The sequence below is a fragment of the Tardiphaga sp. 862_B3_N4_1 genome (assembly GCF_051811085.1).
GTDB lineage: Bacteria > Pseudomonadota > Alphaproteobacteria > Rhizobiales > Xanthobacteraceae > Tardiphaga > Tardiphaga robiniae.
This window is the reverse complement of sequence record NZ_JBPWQB010000001.1, coordinates 2,846,842-2,866,556: the sequence shown is the minus strand read 5'-3', so window position 1 is coordinate 2,866,556 and position 19,715 is coordinate 2,846,842. Positions and strand designations below refer to the sequence as shown.

The 19,715-nt window shown below is 62.5% G+C and carries 21 protein-coding genes; 8 read left to right on the top strand and 13 right to left on the bottom strand.

What is annotated here, in order from left to right; all coding sequences use genetic code 11:
- Positions 1-2,745, bottom strand: coding sequence for a type I DNA topoisomerase (topA, locus tag AB8B02_RS13580; protein WP_089263759.1), 2,745 nt, complete (start codon positions 2,743-2,745; stop codon positions 1-3).
- 232 nt (positions 2,746-2,977) lie between these two features.
- Between topA and AB8B02_RS13575 the strand changes: the two genes are divergently transcribed.
- The gene (locus AB8B02_RS13575) at positions 2,978-3,181 is read left to right on the top strand and encodes a hypothetical protein (protein WP_439064172.1); all 204 of its coding nucleotides are present in this window, start codon (positions 2,978-2,980) and stop codon (positions 3,179-3,181) included.
- On the opposite strand, the gene AB8B02_RS13570 is transcribed toward AB8B02_RS13575, so the two are convergent.
- Positions 3,170-3,619 carry a winged helix-turn-helix transcriptional regulator gene (locus tag AB8B02_RS13570; protein WP_439058756.1) on the bottom strand — a complete coding sequence of 150 codons (450 nt, stop codon included), beginning with the start codon at positions 3,617-3,619 and terminating at the stop codon, positions 3,170-3,172. The genes AB8B02_RS13575 and AB8B02_RS13570 overlap by 12 nt on opposite strands.
- 126 nt (positions 3,620-3,745) lie before the next feature.
- On the opposite strand from AB8B02_RS13570, the gene AB8B02_RS13565 reads away from it, so the two are divergent.
- Positions 3,746-4,519, top strand: coding sequence for a glucose 1-dehydrogenase (locus AB8B02_RS13565; protein ID WP_089263762.1), 774 nt, complete (start codon positions 3,746-3,748; stop codon positions 4,517-4,519).
- A gap of 150 nt (positions 4,520-4,669) precedes the next feature.
- Positions 4,670-4,825, top strand: coding sequence for a hypothetical protein (locus AB8B02_RS13560; RefSeq protein WP_170849816.1), 156 nt, complete (start codon positions 4,670-4,672; stop codon positions 4,823-4,825).
- Between the two features lie 71 nt (positions 4,826-4,896).
- Here AB8B02_RS13560 and AB8B02_RS13555 read toward each other — a convergent pair whose 3' ends face one another.
- A complete protein-coding gene (locus tag AB8B02_RS13555; protein ID WP_120292059.1) occupies positions 4,897-5,505 on the bottom strand; it encodes an FMN-dependent NADH-azoreductase in 609 nt (202 codons plus the stop codon).
- 97 nt (positions 5,506-5,602) lie between these two features.
- On the opposite strand from AB8B02_RS13555, the gene AB8B02_RS13550 reads away from it, so the two are divergent.
- On the top strand, positions 5,603-5,983 hold the full coding sequence (locus tag AB8B02_RS13550; protein WP_439064171.1) for a winged helix-turn-helix transcriptional regulator: 381 nt from the start codon (positions 5,603-5,605) through the stop codon (positions 5,981-5,983).
- 4 nt (positions 5,984-5,987) lie between these two features.
- Here AB8B02_RS13550 and dprA read toward each other — a convergent pair whose 3' ends face one another.
- On the bottom strand, positions 5,988-7,106 hold the full coding sequence (gene dprA / locus AB8B02_RS13545; protein WP_439064170.1) for a DNA-processing protein DprA: 1,119 nt from the start codon (positions 7,104-7,106) through the stop codon (positions 5,988-5,990).
- 108 nt (positions 7,107-7,214) lie between these two features.
- Here dprA and AB8B02_RS13540 point away from each other — a divergent pair, with 108 nt between their 5' ends.
- The gene (locus tag AB8B02_RS13540; protein ID WP_081421847.1) at positions 7,215-7,679 is read left to right on the top strand and encodes a hypothetical protein; all 465 of its coding nucleotides are present in this window, start codon (positions 7,215-7,217) and stop codon (positions 7,677-7,679) included.
- A gap of 28 nt (positions 7,680-7,707) precedes the next feature.
- Here AB8B02_RS13540 and AB8B02_RS13535 read toward each other — a convergent pair whose 3' ends face one another.
- The 7 genes from AB8B02_RS13535 to AB8B02_RS13505 form a co-directional block, all read right to left on the bottom strand.
- The gene (locus tag AB8B02_RS13535) at positions 7,708-8,904 is read right to left on the bottom strand and encodes a carboxymuconolactone decarboxylase family protein (protein ID WP_158596846.1); all 1,197 of its coding nucleotides are present in this window, start codon (positions 8,902-8,904) and stop codon (positions 7,708-7,710) included.
- 151 nt (positions 8,905-9,055) lie between these two features.
- Positions 9,056-9,487, bottom strand: a complete 432-nt coding sequence (locus AB8B02_RS13530) for a MerR family transcriptional regulator (RefSeq protein ID WP_120292065.1) — start codon at positions 9,485-9,487, stop codon at positions 9,056-9,058.
- Between the two features lie 213 nt (positions 9,488-9,700).
- Entirely contained in the window at positions 9,701-10,291 is a 591-nt protein-coding gene (gene plsY / locus AB8B02_RS13525; protein WP_120292067.1) for a glycerol-3-phosphate 1-O-acyltransferase PlsY, read from the bottom strand.
- A 58-nt stretch (positions 10,292-10,349) separates the two neighbouring features.
- The gene (locus AB8B02_RS13520; protein ID WP_320444539.1) at positions 10,350-11,651 is read right to left on the bottom strand and encodes a dihydroorotase; all 1,302 of its coding nucleotides are present in this window, start codon (positions 11,649-11,651) and stop codon (positions 10,350-10,352) included.
- A gap of 4 nt (positions 11,652-11,655) precedes the next feature.
- A complete protein-coding gene (locus AB8B02_RS13515; protein ID WP_089263769.1) occupies positions 11,656-12,609 on the bottom strand; it encodes an aspartate carbamoyltransferase catalytic subunit in 954 nt (317 codons plus the stop codon).
- Between the two features lie 226 nt (positions 12,610-12,835).
- Positions 12,836-13,975, bottom strand: a complete 1,140-nt coding sequence (locus tag AB8B02_RS13510) for an MFS transporter (RefSeq protein ID WP_120292069.1) — start codon at positions 13,973-13,975, stop codon at positions 12,836-12,838.
- 100 nt (positions 13,976-14,075) lie between these two features.
- Positions 14,076-14,633, bottom strand: a complete 558-nt coding sequence (locus AB8B02_RS13505; protein ID WP_120292071.1) for a TetR/AcrR family transcriptional regulator — start codon at positions 14,631-14,633, stop codon at positions 14,076-14,078.
- Between the two features lie 331 nt (positions 14,634-14,964).
- Between AB8B02_RS13505 and AB8B02_RS13500 the strand changes: the two genes are divergently transcribed.
- From AB8B02_RS13500 to AB8B02_RS13490, 3 genes are all read left to right on the top strand, one after another.
- The gene (locus AB8B02_RS13500) at positions 14,965-15,708 is read left to right on the top strand and encodes a M15 family metallopeptidase (RefSeq protein ID WP_439062669.1); all 744 of its coding nucleotides are present in this window, start codon (positions 14,965-14,967) and stop codon (positions 15,706-15,708) included.
- A 67-nt stretch (positions 15,709-15,775) separates the two neighbouring features.
- Positions 15,776-17,422, top strand: a complete 1,647-nt coding sequence (locus AB8B02_RS13495) for an acyl-CoA dehydrogenase family protein (protein ID WP_439064169.1) — start codon at positions 15,776-15,778, stop codon at positions 17,420-17,422.
- Positions 17,419-18,213: a lysostaphin resistance A-like protein gene (locus AB8B02_RS13490; RefSeq protein WP_439064168.1), complete on the top strand. Its 795-nt coding sequence runs from the start codon at positions 17,419-17,421 to the stop codon at positions 18,211-18,213. The genes AB8B02_RS13495 and AB8B02_RS13490 overlap by 4 nt, the downstream gene beginning before the upstream one ends.
- A 62-nt stretch (positions 18,214-18,275) precedes the next feature.
- On the opposite strand, the gene AB8B02_RS13485 is transcribed toward AB8B02_RS13490, so the two are convergent.
- Positions 18,276-19,202 (bottom strand): AEC family transporter, encoded by a 927-nt coding sequence (locus AB8B02_RS13485; protein ID WP_439064167.1) that lies wholly within the window; start codon positions 19,200-19,202, stop codon positions 18,276-18,278.
- 4 nt (positions 19,203-19,206) lie between these two features.
- Entirely contained in the window at positions 19,207-19,698 is a 492-nt protein-coding gene (gene ruvX / locus AB8B02_RS13480) for a Holliday junction resolvase RuvX (RefSeq protein WP_089263773.1), read from the bottom strand.
- Between the last annotated feature and the right edge of the window lie 17 nt (positions 19,699-19,715).

The following is a 19,715-nucleotide window of genomic DNA, read 5'->3' as shown; positions in this document are numbered from 1 at the left end:
CTAGCCAGCGCTTTTCTTCGCGACCGTTTTCGCGGCCTTCTTCTTCGCAGGCGATGTCTTCGCCTTCACCGGCGCGCGCGCCTTGCTGGCGGCAGCCGTTTCAGCCTTTGGCTTTGCCGCGGCTTTCTTCGCAACGGCCTTCTTGGCCGCCGGCTTCTTCTCGGCCGCGTCGGCCTTCTTGGCGACAGCCTTCTTCGCCGGTGCTTTCTTGGCGCCGCGCTTCGGCTTGATGCCGCCCTTGGCCACGCGCTCGTCGATCAGCGCGATCGCCTCTTCGAGCGTGATCGTCTCCTGCGTCTTGTCGCTCGGGATCGTCGCATTGACGCCGCCCGCGGTGACATAGGCGCCGTAACGCCCACCCTTCACGGCGACGCCGCCGAGGGTCGGATGGTCGCCGAGCGGCTTGCCGGGATCGGCGCCGAAGCGGCGGCCTGATGGCCCCTTGGCGATCTTCTCGGCGATCAGCGTGACCGCGCGGTTGAGGCCGATGTCGAACACCTCGTCGCCGGCCTCGAGGCTGGCATAGGTTTTCTCATGCTTCACGAACGGTCCGAAACGTCCGAGGCCCGCGGTGATCGGCTCGCCGGTCTCCGGGTGCTTGCCGATCTCGCGCGGCAGCGACAGGAGCTTGAGTGCCAGATCGAGTTCGACATCGCTGGGCGACGTGTTCTTCGGAATGCCGGCGCGCTTCGGCTTCTCGCCTTCTTCGTAATCCTTGGCGTCGCCAAGCTGGATATAGGGCCCGAAGCGTCCGGCCTTCACCGCGACTTCGAGACCTGACACCGGATCGGGGCCGAGCACGCGATCGGCGTTGGCGCCGCTATCGGCGGCGAGCGGACGCGTGTAGCGGCATTCCGGATAATTCGTGCAGCCGACGAAGGCGCCGAACTTGCCGGCCTTGAGGTTGAGGCGGCCGGTGCCGCAGGTCGGGCACTGGCGCGGATCGCCGCCATCCTCGCGCGGGGCGTAGATGTGCGGGCCGAGCATTTCATCGAGCGCATCCAGCACCTGCGCGACGCGCAGATCCTTGATCTCGTTCACGGCGCCGATGAAGTCGGTCCAGAAATCCTTGAGCACCTGCTGCCAGGAAATCTCGTTGTTGGAGATTCTATCGAGGTTCTCTTCCAGCGCCGCGGTGAAATCGTATTCCACATATTTGGCGAAGAAGTTTTCGAGGAAGGCGACGACGACGCGGCCCTTGTCCTCGCCATAGAGGCGCTTCTTTTCGAGACGAACGTAACCGCGATCCTTCAGCACCTGCAGGATCGATGCATAGGTCGAGGGACGGCCGATGCCGAGCTCTTCCATGCGCTTGACCAGCGAGGCTTCCGAGAAGCGCGGTGGCGGTTCGGTGAAATGCTGGGTGACCGCGAGGTTCTCTTTCTTTAGCGCTTCACCTTCGCTCATGGCGGGCAGGCGGCGTGAATCTTCATCCTCGGCGTCGTCGTCCTTGCCTTCCTGATAGACGGCAAGGAAACCATCGAACTTCACGACCTGACCGGTGGCGCGCAGTTCGAGCAGGCGCGATCCTGCCTTGGCAGCGATATCGACGGTGGTGCGCTCCATCTCGGCTGATTCCATCTGGCTGGCGATGGTGCGCATCCAGATCAATTCATAAAGCCGCGACTGATCGCTATCGAGACGGCCGCGCAGGCTCGCCGGGCGACGCGACATATCGGTCGGACGGATCGCTTCGTGCGCTTCCTGCGCGTTCTTGGCCTTGCTCGTATATTGCCGCGCGGCGTCCGGCACATATTGCTTGCCGTAGTCTTCGCCGATGACAGAGCGGGCCTGCGTGATGGCGGAGGGGTCGATCTGCACGCCGTCGGTTCGCATATAGGTGATGAGACCGGTGGTTTCGCCGCCGATGTCGATGCCTTCATACAGACGCTGCGCGATGCGCATGGTGTGCGCCGGCGCGAAGCCGAGCTTGCGGCTGGCTTCCTGCTGCAGCGTGGAGGTCGTGAACGGCGCCTGCGGATTGCGGCGTGCTGGTTTTGCATCGACGGTGGAGACCGTGAAGTTGGCGGCTTCGATGGCCTTCTTGAAGTCTTCGGCTTCCGCACCGGTGCCGATATCAAGACGCTGGATCTTCTTGCCGTCAGCGCCGACCAGGCGGGCTTCGAAACTCTCGCCGCGCGGCGTCGCCAGCGTGGTCACCAGCGACCAGTATTCGCGCGGGATGAACTTCTCGATTTCCTGCTCGCGGTCGCAGACCAGGCGCAGCGCGACCGATTGCACGCGGCCCGCGGAGCGGGCGCCGGGCAGCTTGCGCCACAGCACAGGAGAAAGCGTAAAGCCCACCAGATAATCGAGTGCACGGCGCGCCATATAGGCGTCGACCAGTGCGCCATCGATCTCGCGCGGGTTCTTCATCGCGTCGGTGACGGCCTGCTTGGTGATCGCGTTGAACACCACGCGCTCGATCTTCTGGTCTTTCAGCGCGCGCTTCTGCTTGAGGACTTCGAGCACGTGCCAGGAGATGGCCTCACCTTCGCGATCAGGGTCGGTCGCGAGAATGAGCTTGTCGGCGCCTTTGACCGCCTTGGCGATGTCGTTCAGTCGGCTGGCGGCCTTGGGGTCGATCTCCCAGATCATCTGGAAATTGGCGTCGGGATCGACCGATCCGTTCTTGGCGGGAAGGTCGCGGACATGGCCGAACGACGCCAGGACCTCATAGTCCTTGCCCAGATACTTGTTGATCGTCTTGGCCTTTGAAGGCGACTCGACAATGACGAGATTCATGTGATTCCAATAACTTACAGGGGGAATCCGGCTTGGGTCTGCGAGAGTCGCGCCAGCCGTTTCGCGGCGAACATGGGTGCGAAGGGGTCCCGTGTCAAATCGTGAGTTGTTGATGGCCGCGTCTGTTGGTTCCCAGTCACTTACCAGGGGTTGTAAAATGCAACCATTAGGAGTATGATTTGATGCTTCTTTGGTGCTGATTTCGCCCGGACTGCGCGGGTAGGGAATGCCTATGACACCGCCCATTCCGGACGATCAGCCGCAGGGCGATGGCGGGCCCGAGGAGGCGGCTCTTTATATAAAGAGTGCGGTCCGCGATCTGTCGCGGATGGCGCGCCGCCATCGCCACGACATGCTCGCTTACTTGCTCGATATGGCGCATCTCGAAACCGAGGAGATCCTGCGGCATGGACTGCGCAAGCCCTCAGGCAGTTGAGGGCACAATCGTGGTGTCGCCATAGCTGAGCAGCCTGCCGTCGGCCGCATGCAGTTCCAGCTTTTTGATCTGCTTGCCACTCTTGCGATCGACCATGATGGTCGTCGGTTCGCCGGGGTTGAACGCATAATCCTCGCCCCACTGGCGCAGCGCCACCATGATTGGATGAACCGCCTGGCCTTTCGGGGTCAGCACATAGTCCTGATAGGCGCTGCCGTCGGCTGCCGGCTCCAGTTTCAGGATGCCGTCCTCCACGAGGGCTTTCAGCCTGACGGCGAGAATGTTCTTCGCCAGTCCGAGACTCTTCTGGAATTCGCCGAAGCGCCGCGCGCCCAGCATGGCGTCGCGGATGATCATCATCGTCCAGCAGTCGCCGATCACCTCCATGGAGCGGGCGACCGGGCAGGTGGAGTCCTTGAGACTGGTGCGTTTGGCCATGCGACTTTCCAGCGGCGGGAAAAAGAAATGCAGTGATTAGCGGACATGTGGTTGCATTATGAAACCATCCGCCCTAAATGGCAATGTGGTTTTAAAAAGCAACCACTTGATCATCAGGAGATCACCATGCGTTTGGCGAACAAGACGGCGCTCATCACGGGCGGCAATAGCGGTATCGGACTGACCACGGCGAAGCTCTTCGTCGCTGAGGGCGCCAAAGTGGCCATCACCGGCCGCGACAAGGCGAGGCTCGACGCGGCGGTGGCCGAACTCGGCCCGAATGCGATCGGCATCGTGGCTGACGCGACTGACATCGCTGCCACCGAGAATGCCGTTGCCAAAGCTGTCGAGAAATTCGGCAAGCTCGACATCGTGTTCGCGAATGCAGGCATCAGCGCACACACGCCGGTGGGCGGTACTGCGCTCGATGTATTCGAGTCCGTTTTGAAGACCAACATCACCGCCGTGTTCTTCACCGTGCAGGCGGCAGCCGCGCATCTCAATGACGGCGCGTCGATCATTCTCAACGGTTCGGTGATCTCCGTGCTCGGAAATCCCGGCTATGCAGCCTATGCGGCGAGCAAGGCCGGCGTGCGCGCCATGGCGCGCGTAATGGCGTCCGAGCTGTCGCCGCGCAATATCCGCGTAAACGTGGTCTCGCCCGGTGGCACGACGACACCGATCTGGGATCGCACCGCGCCGACGCCGGAAGCCAAGGTAGCGCTGGAGGCCAGGATTTCGCAGACCATTCCGCTCGGGCGTTTCGGCAAGCCCGAAGAAGTCGCCAAGACGGTGCTGTTTCTGGCATCGGACGATTCATCAAACGTGCAGGGGGCGGAGATCTTTGTCGATGGCGGCGTCACGTCGTCGCCAGCCGGCGCGCCGGCGTTTCGTGGCTGATCGCTGATCAAACAGTACAAGAGTGCCGGCGTCTCTCGTACGCGTTCGAGGTACGTCGGTATCTCTTGAAGGTAATGTTTGGATGCGCTGAACCATTGTGGCTGCCGGTCAGACATTTGAAGCGGGCTGGAGCGACGCACAGGAGGCCACATGACCAAAGTCGCGCGCATCTCCGAACCTGCGGTCATTTCTGCACGTACCGAAAGTCACCCACTCGCTACGGTCGCACTGTTTAGCGCAATCGGCCTGTTGATCTCGTTGAGCGTTTTGTTGCTCGATAAATATGTGCCGGGTGAGTGGTTCTGAGGTCTCGCTTCCCGACGAGCAAAACCGCTTGAACCGGCGGGCCGGTTCAAGCTCGCTATGGCAGTCTTGGCTTACGCCGCGTGCAGATCTGTCGCTGCCTGCAAGGCACCGGCAACGGCTTTCTCGCGTAGCTCCGGTCCCATCATGATGCCGTCGGCGGCGATGAATTCGAGATTGGTGACGCCGATGAAGCCGAACACCCAGCGCAGATAGGTTTCGAGATGTTCGCCGGCAGCCGTTGGCATGTCCGCGCCGTAGAAGCCGCCGCGTGAAATGGCGACGATGACGCGCTTGCTGCCCGCGAGGCCTTCGGCACCCTTGTCGCCGTATTTGAATGTCTTGCCGGCGACGAGGATGCGATCAATCCACGCCTTGAGCTGGCTCGGAATGGTGAAGTTGTACATTGGTGCGCCGATCACCACGATATCGGCAGCAAGAAACTCCTCCAGCACGGCACTACCGGCGGCGAGATCGGGCTGAAGCGCCGCATCGGGCGCTGCGCCCTGTGCGACGGCGAGATGGGAGCCGGACAGATGCGCCAGCGGCGTGGTGGTGAGATCGCGATAGGTGGTCTCAAGGCCGGGATTGGCCTTGGCCAGCCGGTCGGTAATGGCGGCGGAAACCTGCCGGCTGACGGAGTGGGGGCCGAGAACGCTGGAATCGATATGGAGCAGTTTCATGTGGTCACCTCATGGTATAGGTTTGTAACTGACGCTACATGAGTGACTGGCCGAAACTGCACAAGAAGGCACAATTTTGAAACCCGAGCACAAAAAGGTGCCTGCTTTGCCGGCGATTCCGCATCAGGAGAGCGATTGTCGCGGCGTTGCCTCGGTGCTGGCGCGGGTCGGCGACAAGTGGAGCGTCCTGGTGATCATGCTGCTCGGCGAGGGTCCACGGCGCTTCAACGAGTTGAAACGGATGGTCGGCGGCATCTCGCAGCGGATGCTGACCCTCACGCTGCGCGGGCTCGAACGCGACGGTCTGGTGACGCGTACCGTGTTTCCGACCGTGCCTCCGCGCGTGGACTATGAACTTACGGATCTCGGCCGAGGCCTGAGCGATCCGGTCATAAAGCTCGGCGCATGGGCGCAGCAACATCTGCCCGATATCGACACCGCACGAAAAAAATTCGACGGGCGCAATTCGCAGGACTGAGTCCTCAGATCATCGACACCAACCCTCCGCCATGACGCTCCAGCCGTCCGGCAAGCTCGAGCTCCAGCAGCACGATGCGTACGGTGGCAGCCGATGTACCGGCAAGGCGAATAAGATCGTCGATGCCGACCGGGCTTGGACCGAGCAATGCGATCACGCGTGCGCGGTCGCTGCTGTCTGGTTCATCGAATGACGTGACATCATCAGGTTCACGGCTCGGCAATTCGATCGGCCGCTCCATGATCGGCGCGACGGCATTGATCACGTCGGCCGCTTCGGTCACCAGCGCTGCGCCTTGCTTGATGAGGTCGTTGGTGCCGGCGGCGCGGGGATCGAGCGGCGAGCCCGGCACGGCAAACACTTCGCGGCCCTGTTCGGCGGCCATCCGCGCGGTGATCAGCGAGCCCGAGCGATGCGCCGCTTCGATCACGACGACGCCGAGCGCTGCACCCGAGATCAGGCGATTGCGACGCGGGAAATCGCGAGCACGTGGGACATGGCCGAGCGGCATCTCGGAAATCGCGCCGCCGTTGTCCAGCAGGGCGAACAGCAGGCCCTCGTGTTCGGGCGGATAGATTTTGTCATGACCGCCAGCCAGCACAGCGACCGTCCCGCTGGTGGTGCTGGCGCGATGCGCGGCCTGATCGATGCCACGTGCGAGGCCCGACACGATCACGAAGCCTGCGTCGCCGAGATCGCGCGCCAGTCTCTCGGCGAACTTCAGTCCTGCGCCGGACGCATTGCGCGAGCCGACGATGGCGATCATCGGCCGCATCAGCGCGTCCACTTTGCCGCGGATGCCGAGCAGCGGCGGTGCATCGTCGATCCCCGCCAATCGCGGCGGGTAGCCGGGCTCACCGGGCGCGACAAGCGCGACATCCATCTTGCGTCCGAGGTCGAGTTCACGCTGTGCGTCGTCGGCGCTGCAGATCCGGCCGGCGCGGGCAGCGCCGCCGCGGCGCGCCAGATCGGGCAGTCGCTCCAGCGCGGCGCGTGCGCTGCCGAAATGGTTGATCAGTGACCGGAAGGTGCGCGGCCCCACATTGTCGCTGCGGATCAGCCGCAACCAGTCTAGCCGCTGGGCGTCCGTGAGCTGTGTGCTGCCCTGTGAGATGCTGTCCAAGCCATGCTCCCCCGGTGGAGAGTGTCTATCAACTTAAGGATGCATTCAATTGACATTCGCACTTAAGGTGCGAGAGTAGGGGTGAGCCCTGATGGCTTGTGTTCAGTGATGGCAATGCTTTGGGACGTGAACAACTTCCAGCGGATCGGCGCATCGAGCAACGCCGCCGTTGGGCGTGAGTTCGAGGAAGCGGCGCAGATCTTCTTTCATTCCGAGGGCGTGCAGCTTGCGCGCAATTTCGTCGTACCCGTCGGTCACCGGCTGCAGAAGAACAAGCGCTTCGATCTCGGCAGCGCCAGTCCGCGCATCCTGGTCGAATGCAAGTCCTACACCTGGACAGTGTCCGGCAATCGGCCGAGCGCCAAGATCCGCGGCATGAACGAAGCCATGCTGCTGTTCGGTGCGGCGCCGCGCGACTATCGGAAGATTCTGTTCGTGCTCAAACATCTTCACCCGCATTCGAAGGTGAGTCTGATCTCGCACTATATCAAGAACAACGGTCACCTGATCAGCCGCGGTGTCGAGATCTGGGAGTTCGATCTCGACGCGAAGCAGGGCGCGCGGGTGTTTTAAACTGACACTGACGCCGGGTTGGCCGCGGCTAGCTTCGTTTGCCGAATTCCTCAGCCGCGATCCGGACCGCCTGTTGGACGGCAGGATAGCCGCTATAGGGTGCTAGGTTGAGCAATGTCTCCAGAATTTCGTCTCGGCTGGCTCCCACATTCAGGGCGGCATTGATGTGCACGCGAAGCGGTGTCTCGGCGGTCTTCGATCCGACGGCGGCGAGGGCTGCGCAGGCGGTTAGCTCTCGCGTCCTAGCGTCAATCCCCGTGCGCGAAAAGATCTCGCCATAGGAGTGTTCGACAATCATTCGCCCGAGGTCAGGGGCGATATCGTCAAAGCTTCGGACTACGGCATCTCCGGATGCGCCCGAGGTCTTTCCGAGCGCCGCGCGTCCGCGCTCCAATCGCATCTGCCGGGTTTCGGCATTGGCCGGGCGGAACGATATTGGCTGGCTTGCGGCGGTGTCGCCAAAGGCTTCCTTGGCAACCGCAAAGGCATTCAAGGCGCACGGAAAGCCGCGATAGACGCTAACCTGCATCAAAAGTTCGACCACTTCGTCTCGCGTTATGCCTAGGGCTAGTGCGCCTTGGATGTGCTGGCGAAGGGCAGCTGCATGATTGCCACCCGCCGCCAGCATGGCGACGATCACAAGCGCCTTGGCCTTGAAATCCAGACCCTGTCGGGAAAGTGCTTCGCCGAAAGCGAACTCGACCGAGAGCCGCGCCAGATCGGGCGAGGCTTTTTCAAACTCGCCGAAATATGCCTGCATGTCGCCGCCGGTGAGGCGGCTTGCAGCTTCGCTGCCGTTCTGCGCACGTCCGGTTCCATCGTCCGTGGCGGGCTCGACCGGCACAAAAGCGAGCTTTCGTTCGGCGAAAATGCTGCGCAACAGTCCGACCGCATTGATGGTCGGAGGAAAACCGAGCAAGGCGACGGAGACGAACATCAGTTCGATGAGGACGCGCGGCTCGCCGCCGACATTGAGATAGCCCGCCATATGATACTTCAGTTGCGGCTGGGCACTCCCATCGGCGAGCAGCATTGCCGCCGTACAAAGTTGTCGCAGCGGAAGCGCGAGCCCGGGGCGAGACAGCACGTCGCCATACGGATACTCAACAGTGAAGCGCGCGAGATCCGCAGATACTTCCGCCAGGCTGTTGACGGGGCCGTCGAAATTCTCGCCGCCGACCTTGCGCAGTATGTCGAGGCCGCGTGCGAATCGCTCATTGCCCATTGCTGTTGTTCCTGCATTGGCTTCTTGCGCGCGAACGGCCAACGAAGCCCCCGCTGCGCCGAGCGCTGTGAGAAAGTTGCGGCGGGAGGCAATTTTGTCCGGCGGACTGTCCTCGCTGGCGGGGGCGTCCGCGTTCTCCTGCGGGGCGATCTCAATCTTTAAGGGCGCGCGCGAGCGTTTCGCGGATGTGCCGTGTCTGGTGATCCGTGGCAGCGTCATTGTCCTTCTCCACCGTGTTCAGGCCGGAATAGCCGGCGATTTTGGTGTCGAGGACGGCAAGGCAGTCATGAAGTTCGGCCAGACGAGCACGGACGTTGGTCCGATGTTGCTCGAGGATGAGCCGGCGGTCTTCCGTGGTTTGCGAACCTCGCTCGCGCAGCTGAGCGTATCGCAGCATGTCGCGGATCGGCATCCCGGTCGTCCTGAGGCGTCCGAGAAAGGCAATCCACACCAAGATGGAAGCGTCATATTCGCGTTGACGGGAGGCGTTGCGCGGTGCGCCAGGAAGCAGCCCGATCCGCTCGTAATAGCGGATCGTGTGTGCTGACAAGCCGGCGCGCTTAGCGAGTTCTCCGATTTTCATGTTCTGTCTTCTCGTCACGACGCTGACCTTGCTACAGGTTAGAGTGCGCTCTAAGTCAACAGCAAATACTTCTTCGCTCGGAGCTGACGAAGCGGCATTCGCATGCAGTTATCGGCATCAAAAGCGGTGATGCCGGATCGGGATCAGGCCGTGCAGGCAGCACGGTGGTGAAGGATATCGACCGTTCGCGATCACGAACATAGGCAGCCTGACTCAATTTTTCGCGCCGATCTTGCCTTCGGTGCCGTTCAGCAGTCGCTTGATGTTCTCGCGGTGCATGAACCACAGCAGCAGCGTCAGCACGGTGGCCAGCACGGCGAGCTGTGGCGCCTTGGCCCACCACAGGAAGATCGGCGTGATGGCGCTGGCGGTCAGCGCGGAGAATGACGAGTAGCGCGAGGTGAAGGCGCAGGCGAGCCAGGCAAGGCAGAACACGATGGCGGCAGGCCAGTACAGGCCGAACATGATGCCGATATAGACGGCGACACCCTTGCCGCCCTTGAAGCCGAGCCAGACCGGGAAGAGGTGGCCCAGGAACGCGAAGAGACCGGCGATCATGGCCGGGATTGGACCACCGACGCTGCCGGCGATGATCACGGCGACGGTGCCCTTGAGGGCATCGAGCAGCAGCGTCGCCGCGGCGAGGCCTTTGCGGCCGGTGCGCAGCACATTGGTGGCGCCGATATTGCCCGAGCCGATGGTGCGGATGTCCTGCGTGCCGGCGAGCTTGGTCAGCACCAGTCCGAAAGGAACCGAGCCGAGGAAATAACCGAGCGCGGCAGCGAATATGTAGAGAACGATCATCGGACCTCTATTCTAAGACGCGCTTCGCACTTTCGTGTTCGCAGACGCGCTTATCGCGTCAGACGTGCTCGTAAACGGTGCGTCCGCCGACAATAGTGCGTGCGACGCGCCCCGTGAAGCGGGCTTCGTCGAATGGTGTATTCTTGCATTGCGATTTCAGATCCGCGGGATCCAGCACCCACGGTACATCGGCGTCAATGACAATGATGTCGGCGACAGCGCCGGGGCGCAGTGTGCCGCCCGGCAGGCCGAGCAGTTCGGCCGGGCGTGTCGACATCGCACGGATCAACTGGGTGAAGGTGAGCTCGCCATTGTGGATCAGCCGCAATCCCGCCGACAGCATTGTTTCGAGGCCGATGGCACCCGGCGCGGCTTCGGCGAATGGCAGCCGCTTGGTCTCGACATCCTGCGGATTGTGGTCGGACATGATGACGTCGATCAATCCTGACGCGACGGCCTCGACCAGCGCGCGGCGGTTCTCTTCGGTGCGGAGCGGCGGCGACAATTTGAGATAGGAGCGATAGGGCCCGATGTCGTTTTCGTTCAACGTCAGGTGATTGATCGACGCGGAGGCGCTGACACGCAAGCCGGCGTCGCGGGCGCGCTTCAGGATCTCGATGGATTCGATGCAGGTCAGTGAGGCCGCATGGTAGCGCCCGCCGGTGAGGGCGACGAGACGCATGTCGCGCTCCAGCATGATGGCTTCGGCGGCATTCGGAATGCCCATCAGGCCGAGGCGTGACGCGCGCTCGCCTTCATTCATCACGCCTTCGCCGACGAGGTCGGGATCCTCGGTGTAATGCACGATCAGCGCGTCGAAATCGCGCGCATAGGTCAGGGCGCGGCGCATGATCTGCGCGTTGGTGATGCTCTTGTCGGCATCTGTGAAAGCGACGGCGCCGGCCGCTTTCAGCAGCCCGATCTCGGTCATCTCATGGCCTTCGAGGCCCTTGGTCAGGGCGGCCATCGGATGGATGTTGACAATGGCGGTGTCGCGGGCGCGCCGCAGCACGAAATCGACCGTGGCGGAATTGTCGATGGTCGGCGACGTATCCGGCTGGCAGATGATGGTGGTGATGCCGCCGGCTGCGGCTGCACGGCTGGCAGAGGCGAAAGTCTCGCGGTGGCTGGCGCCGGGCTCGCCGACGAAGGCGCGCATGTCGACGAGGCCGGGGGCCACGACCTTGCCGGCGCAATTGATGATGTCGGTGCCTTCGGGCACGCCGGCCGCGCCAATGCCGCGGCGGGCGTCGCGGATCATGCCGTCGGCGATCAGCACATCCCCGATACCGTCGAGGTCACATGACGGATCGATCAGGTGCGCATTGGCGAGGAGGATAGGGCGGCGATCTGTCAGCATGGCGTCACGCGTTCGGGAGGTTGCGCGCGAGCGCTTCGAGCACGGCCATGCGGACCGCTACGCCCATCTCGACCTGTTCGCGGATCAGCGATTGCGCGCCGTCCGCGACGAGGGAGTCGATCTCGACGCCGCGGTTCATCGGGCCGGGATGCATCACCAGCGCATCGGGCTTGGCATAAGCGAGCTTCTTCTGGTCGAGGCCGAAATATTGGAAGTATTCGGCAGAGGACGGCACGAAGGAGCCGTTCATGCGCTCGCGCTGCAGCCGCAGCATCATCACGATGTCGGCGCCGTTGAGGCCCTCGCGCATATCGCGCGCGACCTCGACACCCATGCGCTCGATGCCCGGCGGCAGCAGCGTGGAGGGCGCGACCACACGGACGCGTGCGCCCATGGTGTTGAGCAAGAGAATGTTGGAACGCGCGACCCGCGAATGCAGCACGTCGCCGCAGATCGCGATCACGAGACCTTCGAGGCGGCCCTTGTTGCGACGGATGGTCAATGCGTCGAGCAGGGCTTGCGTCGGATGTTCATGGGCGCCGTCGCCGGCATTGATGACGGAGCCGTCGACCTTGCGGGCCAGCAGTTCGACCGCGCCGGAAGCGTGATGGCGCATCACCAGAATGTCCGGATGCATCGCGTTCAGCGTCATCGCGGTGTCGATCAGCGTCTCGCCCTTTTTGATCGAGGACGATGACACCGACATGTTCATGACGTCGGCGCCGAGCCGCTTGCCGGCCAGTTCGAACGACGACTGGGTGCGCGTCGAATTCTCAAAAAACAGATTGATCTGGGTACGACCGCGCAGCGAGGAGCGCTTTTTGTCGACCTGGCGGTTCAGCTCGACATATTCCTCGGACAGGTCGAGGAGGCCGGTGATATCCGCGGCGGAAAGGCCCTCGATGCCCAGCAAATGCCGGTGTCCGAGGACGAAAGAGGATTTCGTGGCTTGGGTCATTAAAACGAAAGCTATAGGCAGAGTTGAAAAGCGGAGCAAGCGCGATTCGCCCGCTTTTCGGTTATCCCCCGGTCAGTCCGACCACATTCTTGCCGTCATGCCCGACGAATGCCGGGTATCCTCTCCACGGCGTACCGTTTTGGGACCACCTTCAGCGAGGGGCGACGCCGAGGCCGACAAGCCGCGTCCAAAGAGCTGACAGCGGCTGGGCAGTCTCGGCATCGTTCTATTCCGTTACGAAGTACACGACCGCCACGACGGGGAACGCGAAACCGACCCATGAGGCGAGTGTCCATCCTCCCTGCGCGTAGGCCCATCCGCCTGCCGCCGAGCCAACCGCCCCGCCGACAAAAAACGTCGCCATGTAGAGCCCGTTGAGACGGCTGCGGAATTCCGCACTAAGTGAGAAGATCGCGCGCTGCCCGAGAGTCAGATTAGCCGAGACGCCGAAATCGAGGAGGATCGCTGCTGCGACGAGGAGACCGAGGGCCAGCATCGAACCTTCAGGCGCGATGTGCGTCATCAGGAAAGCACCGGCCACCGCAAGCATGGCGACAGCGGTCGCAGGGCGACTCCATCCGCGATCGGCAATCCGGCCCGCGATCGGGGCGGCGACAGCACCGGCAACACCCGCCAGCGCGAAAAGCGCGATCCCGCCTTGCGACAGGTGGAATTCCGGCCCCGCGAGCAACAGCGGCGTCGTGGTCCAGAACAGACTGAACGCACCGAACAGGCAGGCGTGATAGAGCGCACGCCTTTGCAGGATCGGCGTCGTCACCGCCAGATGCCCCATCGAGGCCAGCAGTTCTCCGTAACGAAGTTTCGACGTCGGCATACGCCGTGGCAGCGCGTGGCTGAGAACCAATGCGAGGACAATCATCGCACCCGCCGAAAGGAAGAACACGGCGTGCCATGACGACAATTCAGCGATGAAACTGGACACCGGGCGGGCCAGCATGATGCCAAGCATCAACCCGCTCATGACGTTGCCGACAACGCGGCCCCGGCTCGCTTCAGGAGCCATATGAGCTGCATAGGGAACGAGAACCTGCACCGCGACCGACCCGAGGCCGATGAAGAGGGCTGCGATCAGGAACGGAAGTGCGTGAGGTGACAGTGCCGCGCCCAGCAGCCCTAGGGTGGCGACGCCAAGCATAATGAGGGTGAGACGACGGTTCTCGATGAGATCGCCGAGCGGCACGATCAGCAGCAGACCCGCCCCGTATCCGATCTGCGTCAAGGTGACGATAAGTCCCGTCGCCTGCGGCGAGAGGCCGAGCGCGGCACTGATCGGCCCGGCCAGTGGCTGGGCATAATAAACATTGGCCGCGATAAGCCCGCAGGCGGCGGCGAGGAGGAAAGTCATTCCAGTGGAAACAATCCGCCTGTCGGGCAGGTGGTCGGTGATGGTGGTCACGGTCGTCCTCACAATAGGAAACATTCGTTTTCTAATTTGGCAAAAAAAATCAGGTGAGCGTGCGCATGGCAACCTCCACTACGGCTGCCATCTCCGCGCGGGTTCGCCCGGTCTTCCCGATGACCCTCATGCCTTGAAGCAGGCAGAGCATCAGCCGGGCGGTTGCCTTGCTGTCGATCCCGGTGGGAATGGAGCCGTCAACCTGCCCTTGTTGAATCAACTCGGCCATCATGGCCTCATTCCGCTTGAAGGATGCCGTGACACGCTCGGCGACTTCCTTGTCGAAGATCGCAAGTTCCGTTGCGCTCCCGACGACAAGGCATCCCTGCAACCCCTCCGCGCCGTGTGACGATTCGACGTAGAAGGCCAGGGCATTACGAATACGCTCCAGTCCCGTTGCGCCATTTTTGATGGCGCGAGCTAGCTTTTCATTGCGAACCGCCTTGTTCCGATCGAAGGCGGCAATAAAAACCGCGCGCTTGTCTTTGAACGCCTTGTAGATGCTGCCTTGGGTCAGTTCCATTGCATCTGTCAGATCGCCGATCGACGTGGCGTGATAGCCACGCTCACAAAACACCCGAACGGCTTTATCGAGAGCTTCGTCCACGTCGAACTCACGCGGTCGGCCGGGGCCTCGGGAAGCGGATGATGGTACGGCGTTCGACATCACTCTTTATAGAAAATGAACGTTTCCAAATCAAGGGCTTTGAGCAGGTAAAGCGCCAAGCTTTCGGTCCTTTCCAAACGGTCAGCACGCCGATACGACTGTCTCCTGACGCGGGGGGCGCCCTGTTCGGTCAATCATTGGCGGCGGGTCCGTCAGCTCGAACCACTTGACCCGACTTATCGGCGCGTTCGCCCCAGCCGCCTTTGCATCAAGTCGCCCCGATTGGATGGCGGAAGCCCTGATGATCAATTGTCTCAAACGATCCGTTGCGATGATGTGGGGCCTTTCCGCGATCATGCTTGGCGTTACGCCCGCGCAATCACAGACGCTGCCCGATGATTTCGTGTTCCTGCGCGATATCGATCCCTCGATCCGGCAGGACATCCGCTATGCCGACGTCAACAATTTTGTCGGCCGCAAGCTCAGTGGCTATGATAGCGCGGAATGCGTGGTGAAGCGCCCGGTCGGCCTCGCGCTGCAGAATGTGCAGCGTGAGTTGATGGCGCAAAACCTGTCGCTGAAAATGCTGGATTGCTATCGGCCGGTGCGGGCGTCGCGCGACATGGTGGCGTGGGCGCGCGATGGCAACGAGACACCGGCGCAGAAGCGTTACAATCCATCCTTCAGCAAGGTGGATCTGTTCAGGCTCGGCTACATCGCCGAGCGCTCAGGCCACTCCACCGGTGCGGCGCTCGATCTGACGCTGGTCGATCTGCGTGCGCCTGCGTCGCCGGCATTCGATCCGAACAAGGCCTATGCAAGCTGCATCGCGCCGGAAGCACAGCGCGCGCCCGAGGGCAGCGTCGACATGGGCACGGGTTACGATTGCTCCGATGCCAAGGCGCATACCGGATCGCGCGCGATTTCACCCGCGCAGCGGCGCTGGCGGGATCTCCTGGTAACTGCGATGGGCAGGCAGGGCTTTGTGAATTATTCCAAGGAATGGTGGCACTTCTCGCTGCCGGGCATAGGCGCGCGCGCCTACGATTTCCCGATTGCGCGGCAGGCAAGATAGCCCCGTGAAATCCCGGCCGATCCGGCGTAAAATGATTCGCAATACCGCCTCCAGCCGGAACTGATTCATGACCGACGCCACCTCTGCCATTCATGCGGTGCTTAACCAGTCGCCTCCCTTCGAGGACGTCAATCTGTTCGAGCTGGACCGGCCGCTCGTGGAAGCGGTCGCGATGAATGAGGGCTCGTTCGCCTATGTCGACCACGCCGAATTCGGTCAGCTCTGGGGATCGGCCGAGATGGCACAGCGCGCGCGGCTGGCCAACGAGAATACGCCGAAGCTGCGGACTTTTGATGCACGCGGTAACCGGCGCGACGAGATTGAGTTTCATCCAGCCTATCACGAGCTGATGGCACAGAGCGTTGCAGCGGGAATTCACAATTCGACATGGACGCGTGACGGCAAGTCCGCACGCGGCGCGTCCGAAGTGGCGCGCGCCGCAAAATTTTACATGGCGGCGCAGGTCGAAACCGGACATCTATGCCCGATCACCATGACACGCGCTGCCGTCGGCGCGCTGGCGATGCAGCCGGATGTGCTGGCGCAGGTGATGCCGGTCATCGCCAGCCGCGATTACGATCCGAGTTTTGCGCCTTGGTCGGCCAAGCGCGGCATGACGCTGGGCATGGGGATGACCGAGCGGCAGGGCGGCACGGACGTGCGCAGCAACATGACGCGCGCCGTGCGCGACGGCGATGCGTATCGGATCAGCGGCCACAAATGGTTCATGTCGGCACCGATGTGCGACGCGTTTCTGGTACTCGCGCAAGCCGAAGATGGCCTCAGCTGTTTCTTCATGCCGCGATTCCGGCCCGACGGCTCGCTCAACGCGCTGAACTTCCAGCGCCTGAAGGACAAGCTCGGCAATCGCTCCAATGCGTCGTCGGAAGTCGAGTTCAACGATGCCTATGCACTGCGCGTCGGCGACGAGGGCAAGGGCATCCGCACCATCATCCAGATGGTGCAGCTGACGCGGCAGGATTGCGCCACAGCATCCGCCGGTTTGATGCGCTCGGGTCTGGTCCATGCGCTGCATCACGCAAGGCATCGCAGCGTGTTCCAGAAACACCTCGCCGATCAGCCGATGATGCAAAGTGTGCTCGCCGACATGGCCCTGCATGTCGAGGCCTCAACGGCGCTGGTGATGCGGCTGTGTCGCGCCTTCGATCTGGCGCCGGAGGATACGTCCGAGGCCGCCTATATGCGCTTCCTGACGCCGGTGGTGAAGTACTGGGTCTGCAAATCGGCGCCGGGCTTCCTCTATGAGGCGATGGAATGCATGGGCGGCAACGGCTATGTCGAGGAGGGCATTCTGGCGCGGCACTATCGTGAGGCGCCGGTCAATGCGATCTGGGAAGGCTCCGGCAATGTGATGTGCCTCGATGTGCTGCGGGCGCTGTCGCGCGAAGGCGACGCATCGACCGCGGTGCTGCAGGAGCTGATGCTGGAGACGCGCGGACTGCCCGGCGCGGCCGAAGCCGCTGCCTTCATCATCCGCACCTTGCTGCGGCCCGACAGCGAGCGTGTTGCGCGGCAGGCGGTGGAATCGCTGGCATTGCTAGCGGCCTGCGCCGCACTGAACATGGTGCATCCGCCCCATGCTGAACTGTTTGCGCGGACACGCCTCGATGGTGCGCGCAACGCGATCTACGGCACCGCTGAATTGACCGAAGCTCAGGGCCGGGGACTGCTCGAGCGGGCGTTGCCGCAGTGAGTGCACTGGAGACGCCGATCGCTCCCGTCGCACCCTCGGATCTGCCACCCGCGACGAAGCCGCCGCGGGTCTGGAAATTCTGGGGTACGAGCCTCTGGGGACTGTTCGCTTTTGCAGCGATGTTCGTCGGTCAGTTGACCGTCGTTGCCTATTATCTGCTGATCAAGGATGCGCCACTCGATGCGACGCTGCTGATCAAGGCGATGAGCAGCGGTACGACCATCGCCGCGTCGGTTCTCATGGGGCTTCCGGCAGTGTGCCTGGCGCTGTGGCTGGCGACGCGCATGGCGCGGCAATCCTTTGCGGACTATCTGGGGCTACGCGGCACGTCCTGGAAAAACTATGTCATTGGCACGGTGGCGCTGATCGCGCTGGTCGGCGCCTGGGAGCTGGTCGCAAAAGGCATGGGTCGCGACTCCGCGCCGACTTTCATGCTGGAAGTGTTGAAGTCGGCCCGCGCCGACGGCGCGCTATGGCTGCTGATCATCGCGTTCTGCGTCGGCGCGCCGATGACCGAAGAGTTCTTCGCGCGCGGCTTCCTCTATCGCGGCTGGTCGGAATCGTTTTTGCGGCCGTTCGGCGCCATCGTAGCGTCATCGCTGGTCTGGACGGCGATGCATCTGCAATACGATTGGTTCTTCTTCGTCGAGATTTTCACCATCGGCCTGCTGTTCGGCTATATGCGCTATCGCAGCCACTCGACATGGCTGACGATCTTTCTGCATGGCCTCAACAATCTGGCGGCGACTGTTCAGACGCTGCTCATCGCGAACGGTGTGATATCGCCCTAGAGCATGATCCCGAAAAGTAGGAACCGGTTTTCGGGCAAGATCATGCTCAAAAAAAGAAAAACCTATTCCGCCAGTGCAATGAAGATGGGCATGGTCAGGACCGCCAGCGTGGTCTGAATGGTCAGGATCTGCGCCAGGAGGGGCGCGTCGCCGCCCATCTGCCGCGCCAGAATATAGCCGTTCGATGCCGACGGCACCGACGCGCAGCAGACGACCACCGCAAGGTTGGTGCCGGACAGGCCGAAGGCGATGCCAAGGCCCATGGCAATCAGTGGCATCACGGCGAGTTTCAAGACGACTGTCAGTGCTGCAGCCATGCCGGGTCTGTGCAGGCCTTCGAGCTGAAGACCGGCGCCGACGATCAGCAGACCCATCGCCAGAGAGCAGCGCCCGAGCGCATCGAGGAATTCGTGCGCGGGGCGCGGCACGGGCAATCCGGCCAGGTTGATCGCGAGGCCGATCACGCAGGCCCAGATCAGCGGGTTCCTGGCGATGGTCAGCAGCAGCGCCGGCCACGCCATCCGCTGCGGTGAGGCGTAATGCGCCAGCACCCAGACCGCCAGAATATTCAGCAGCGGGATCATCGCCACCATGGCGACGGAGGCCAGCGTGATGCCGAGATCGCCCCACAGATTGCCGGCGACCGATAGTGCCACGAAGGTCTGCCAACGCGTGGCGCCCTGAAACAGTGACGTAAATGCCGGCCCATCGAGGCCGATGGCCCGCGCCAGCAACGGACGCAGCGCCAGACATAGCGCGGACATCAGGATGACGGAGAGCAACAAGGCACCGCCGACACCTGCGATCGGCACCGACGCCAGATTGGCCCGCGCCAGCGTGTCGATGAGCAGGGCGGGGAACAGCACGTAATAGACGAGCTGTTCCAGCCCGACCCATTCGATGTTCTGTTTCAGTAGCAGGCGCCGCAGCGCGTAGCCGAGCACGATGAGCAGGAAGACCGGGACGAGAGCGGCAAATACCGTCAGCATGGGGTCAGCGAATATCCGGCGTGCGCAGCAAGGCGGCGAGGCGATCTAGCGCACCCTGAAGAATGAAGATCGCGGCATGTTCGTCGATGACTTTGGCGCGTTTGGCGCGGCTGACATCATTGGCAATCAGTTCGCGCTCGACCGCAGATGTGGAGAGCCGCTCGTCCCAGAAGGCGATCGGCAGTTCGGTCAGTTTCGAGAAGTTGCGGGCGAAGGCGCGTGTCGATTGCGCGCGCGGTCCCTCGCTGCCGTCCATATTGATGGGAAGACCAAGGACGAAGCCGCAGATATTTCGCTCAGCGGCAAGCTTGATGAGGCGTGCGGCATCCGCCTTGAAGGCAGTTCGCTCGACAGTCTCAATGCCGGTGGCGAGACGGCGATCGGGATCGGACACCGCGACACCAATGGTCTTGGTGCCGAGATCGAGACCGATCAGCGCACCGCGGGCCGGAAGATGTGCGGCGGCTTCGACGAGGGGAAGGATGACTGCAGGCATGGTCCCGCATAACATGC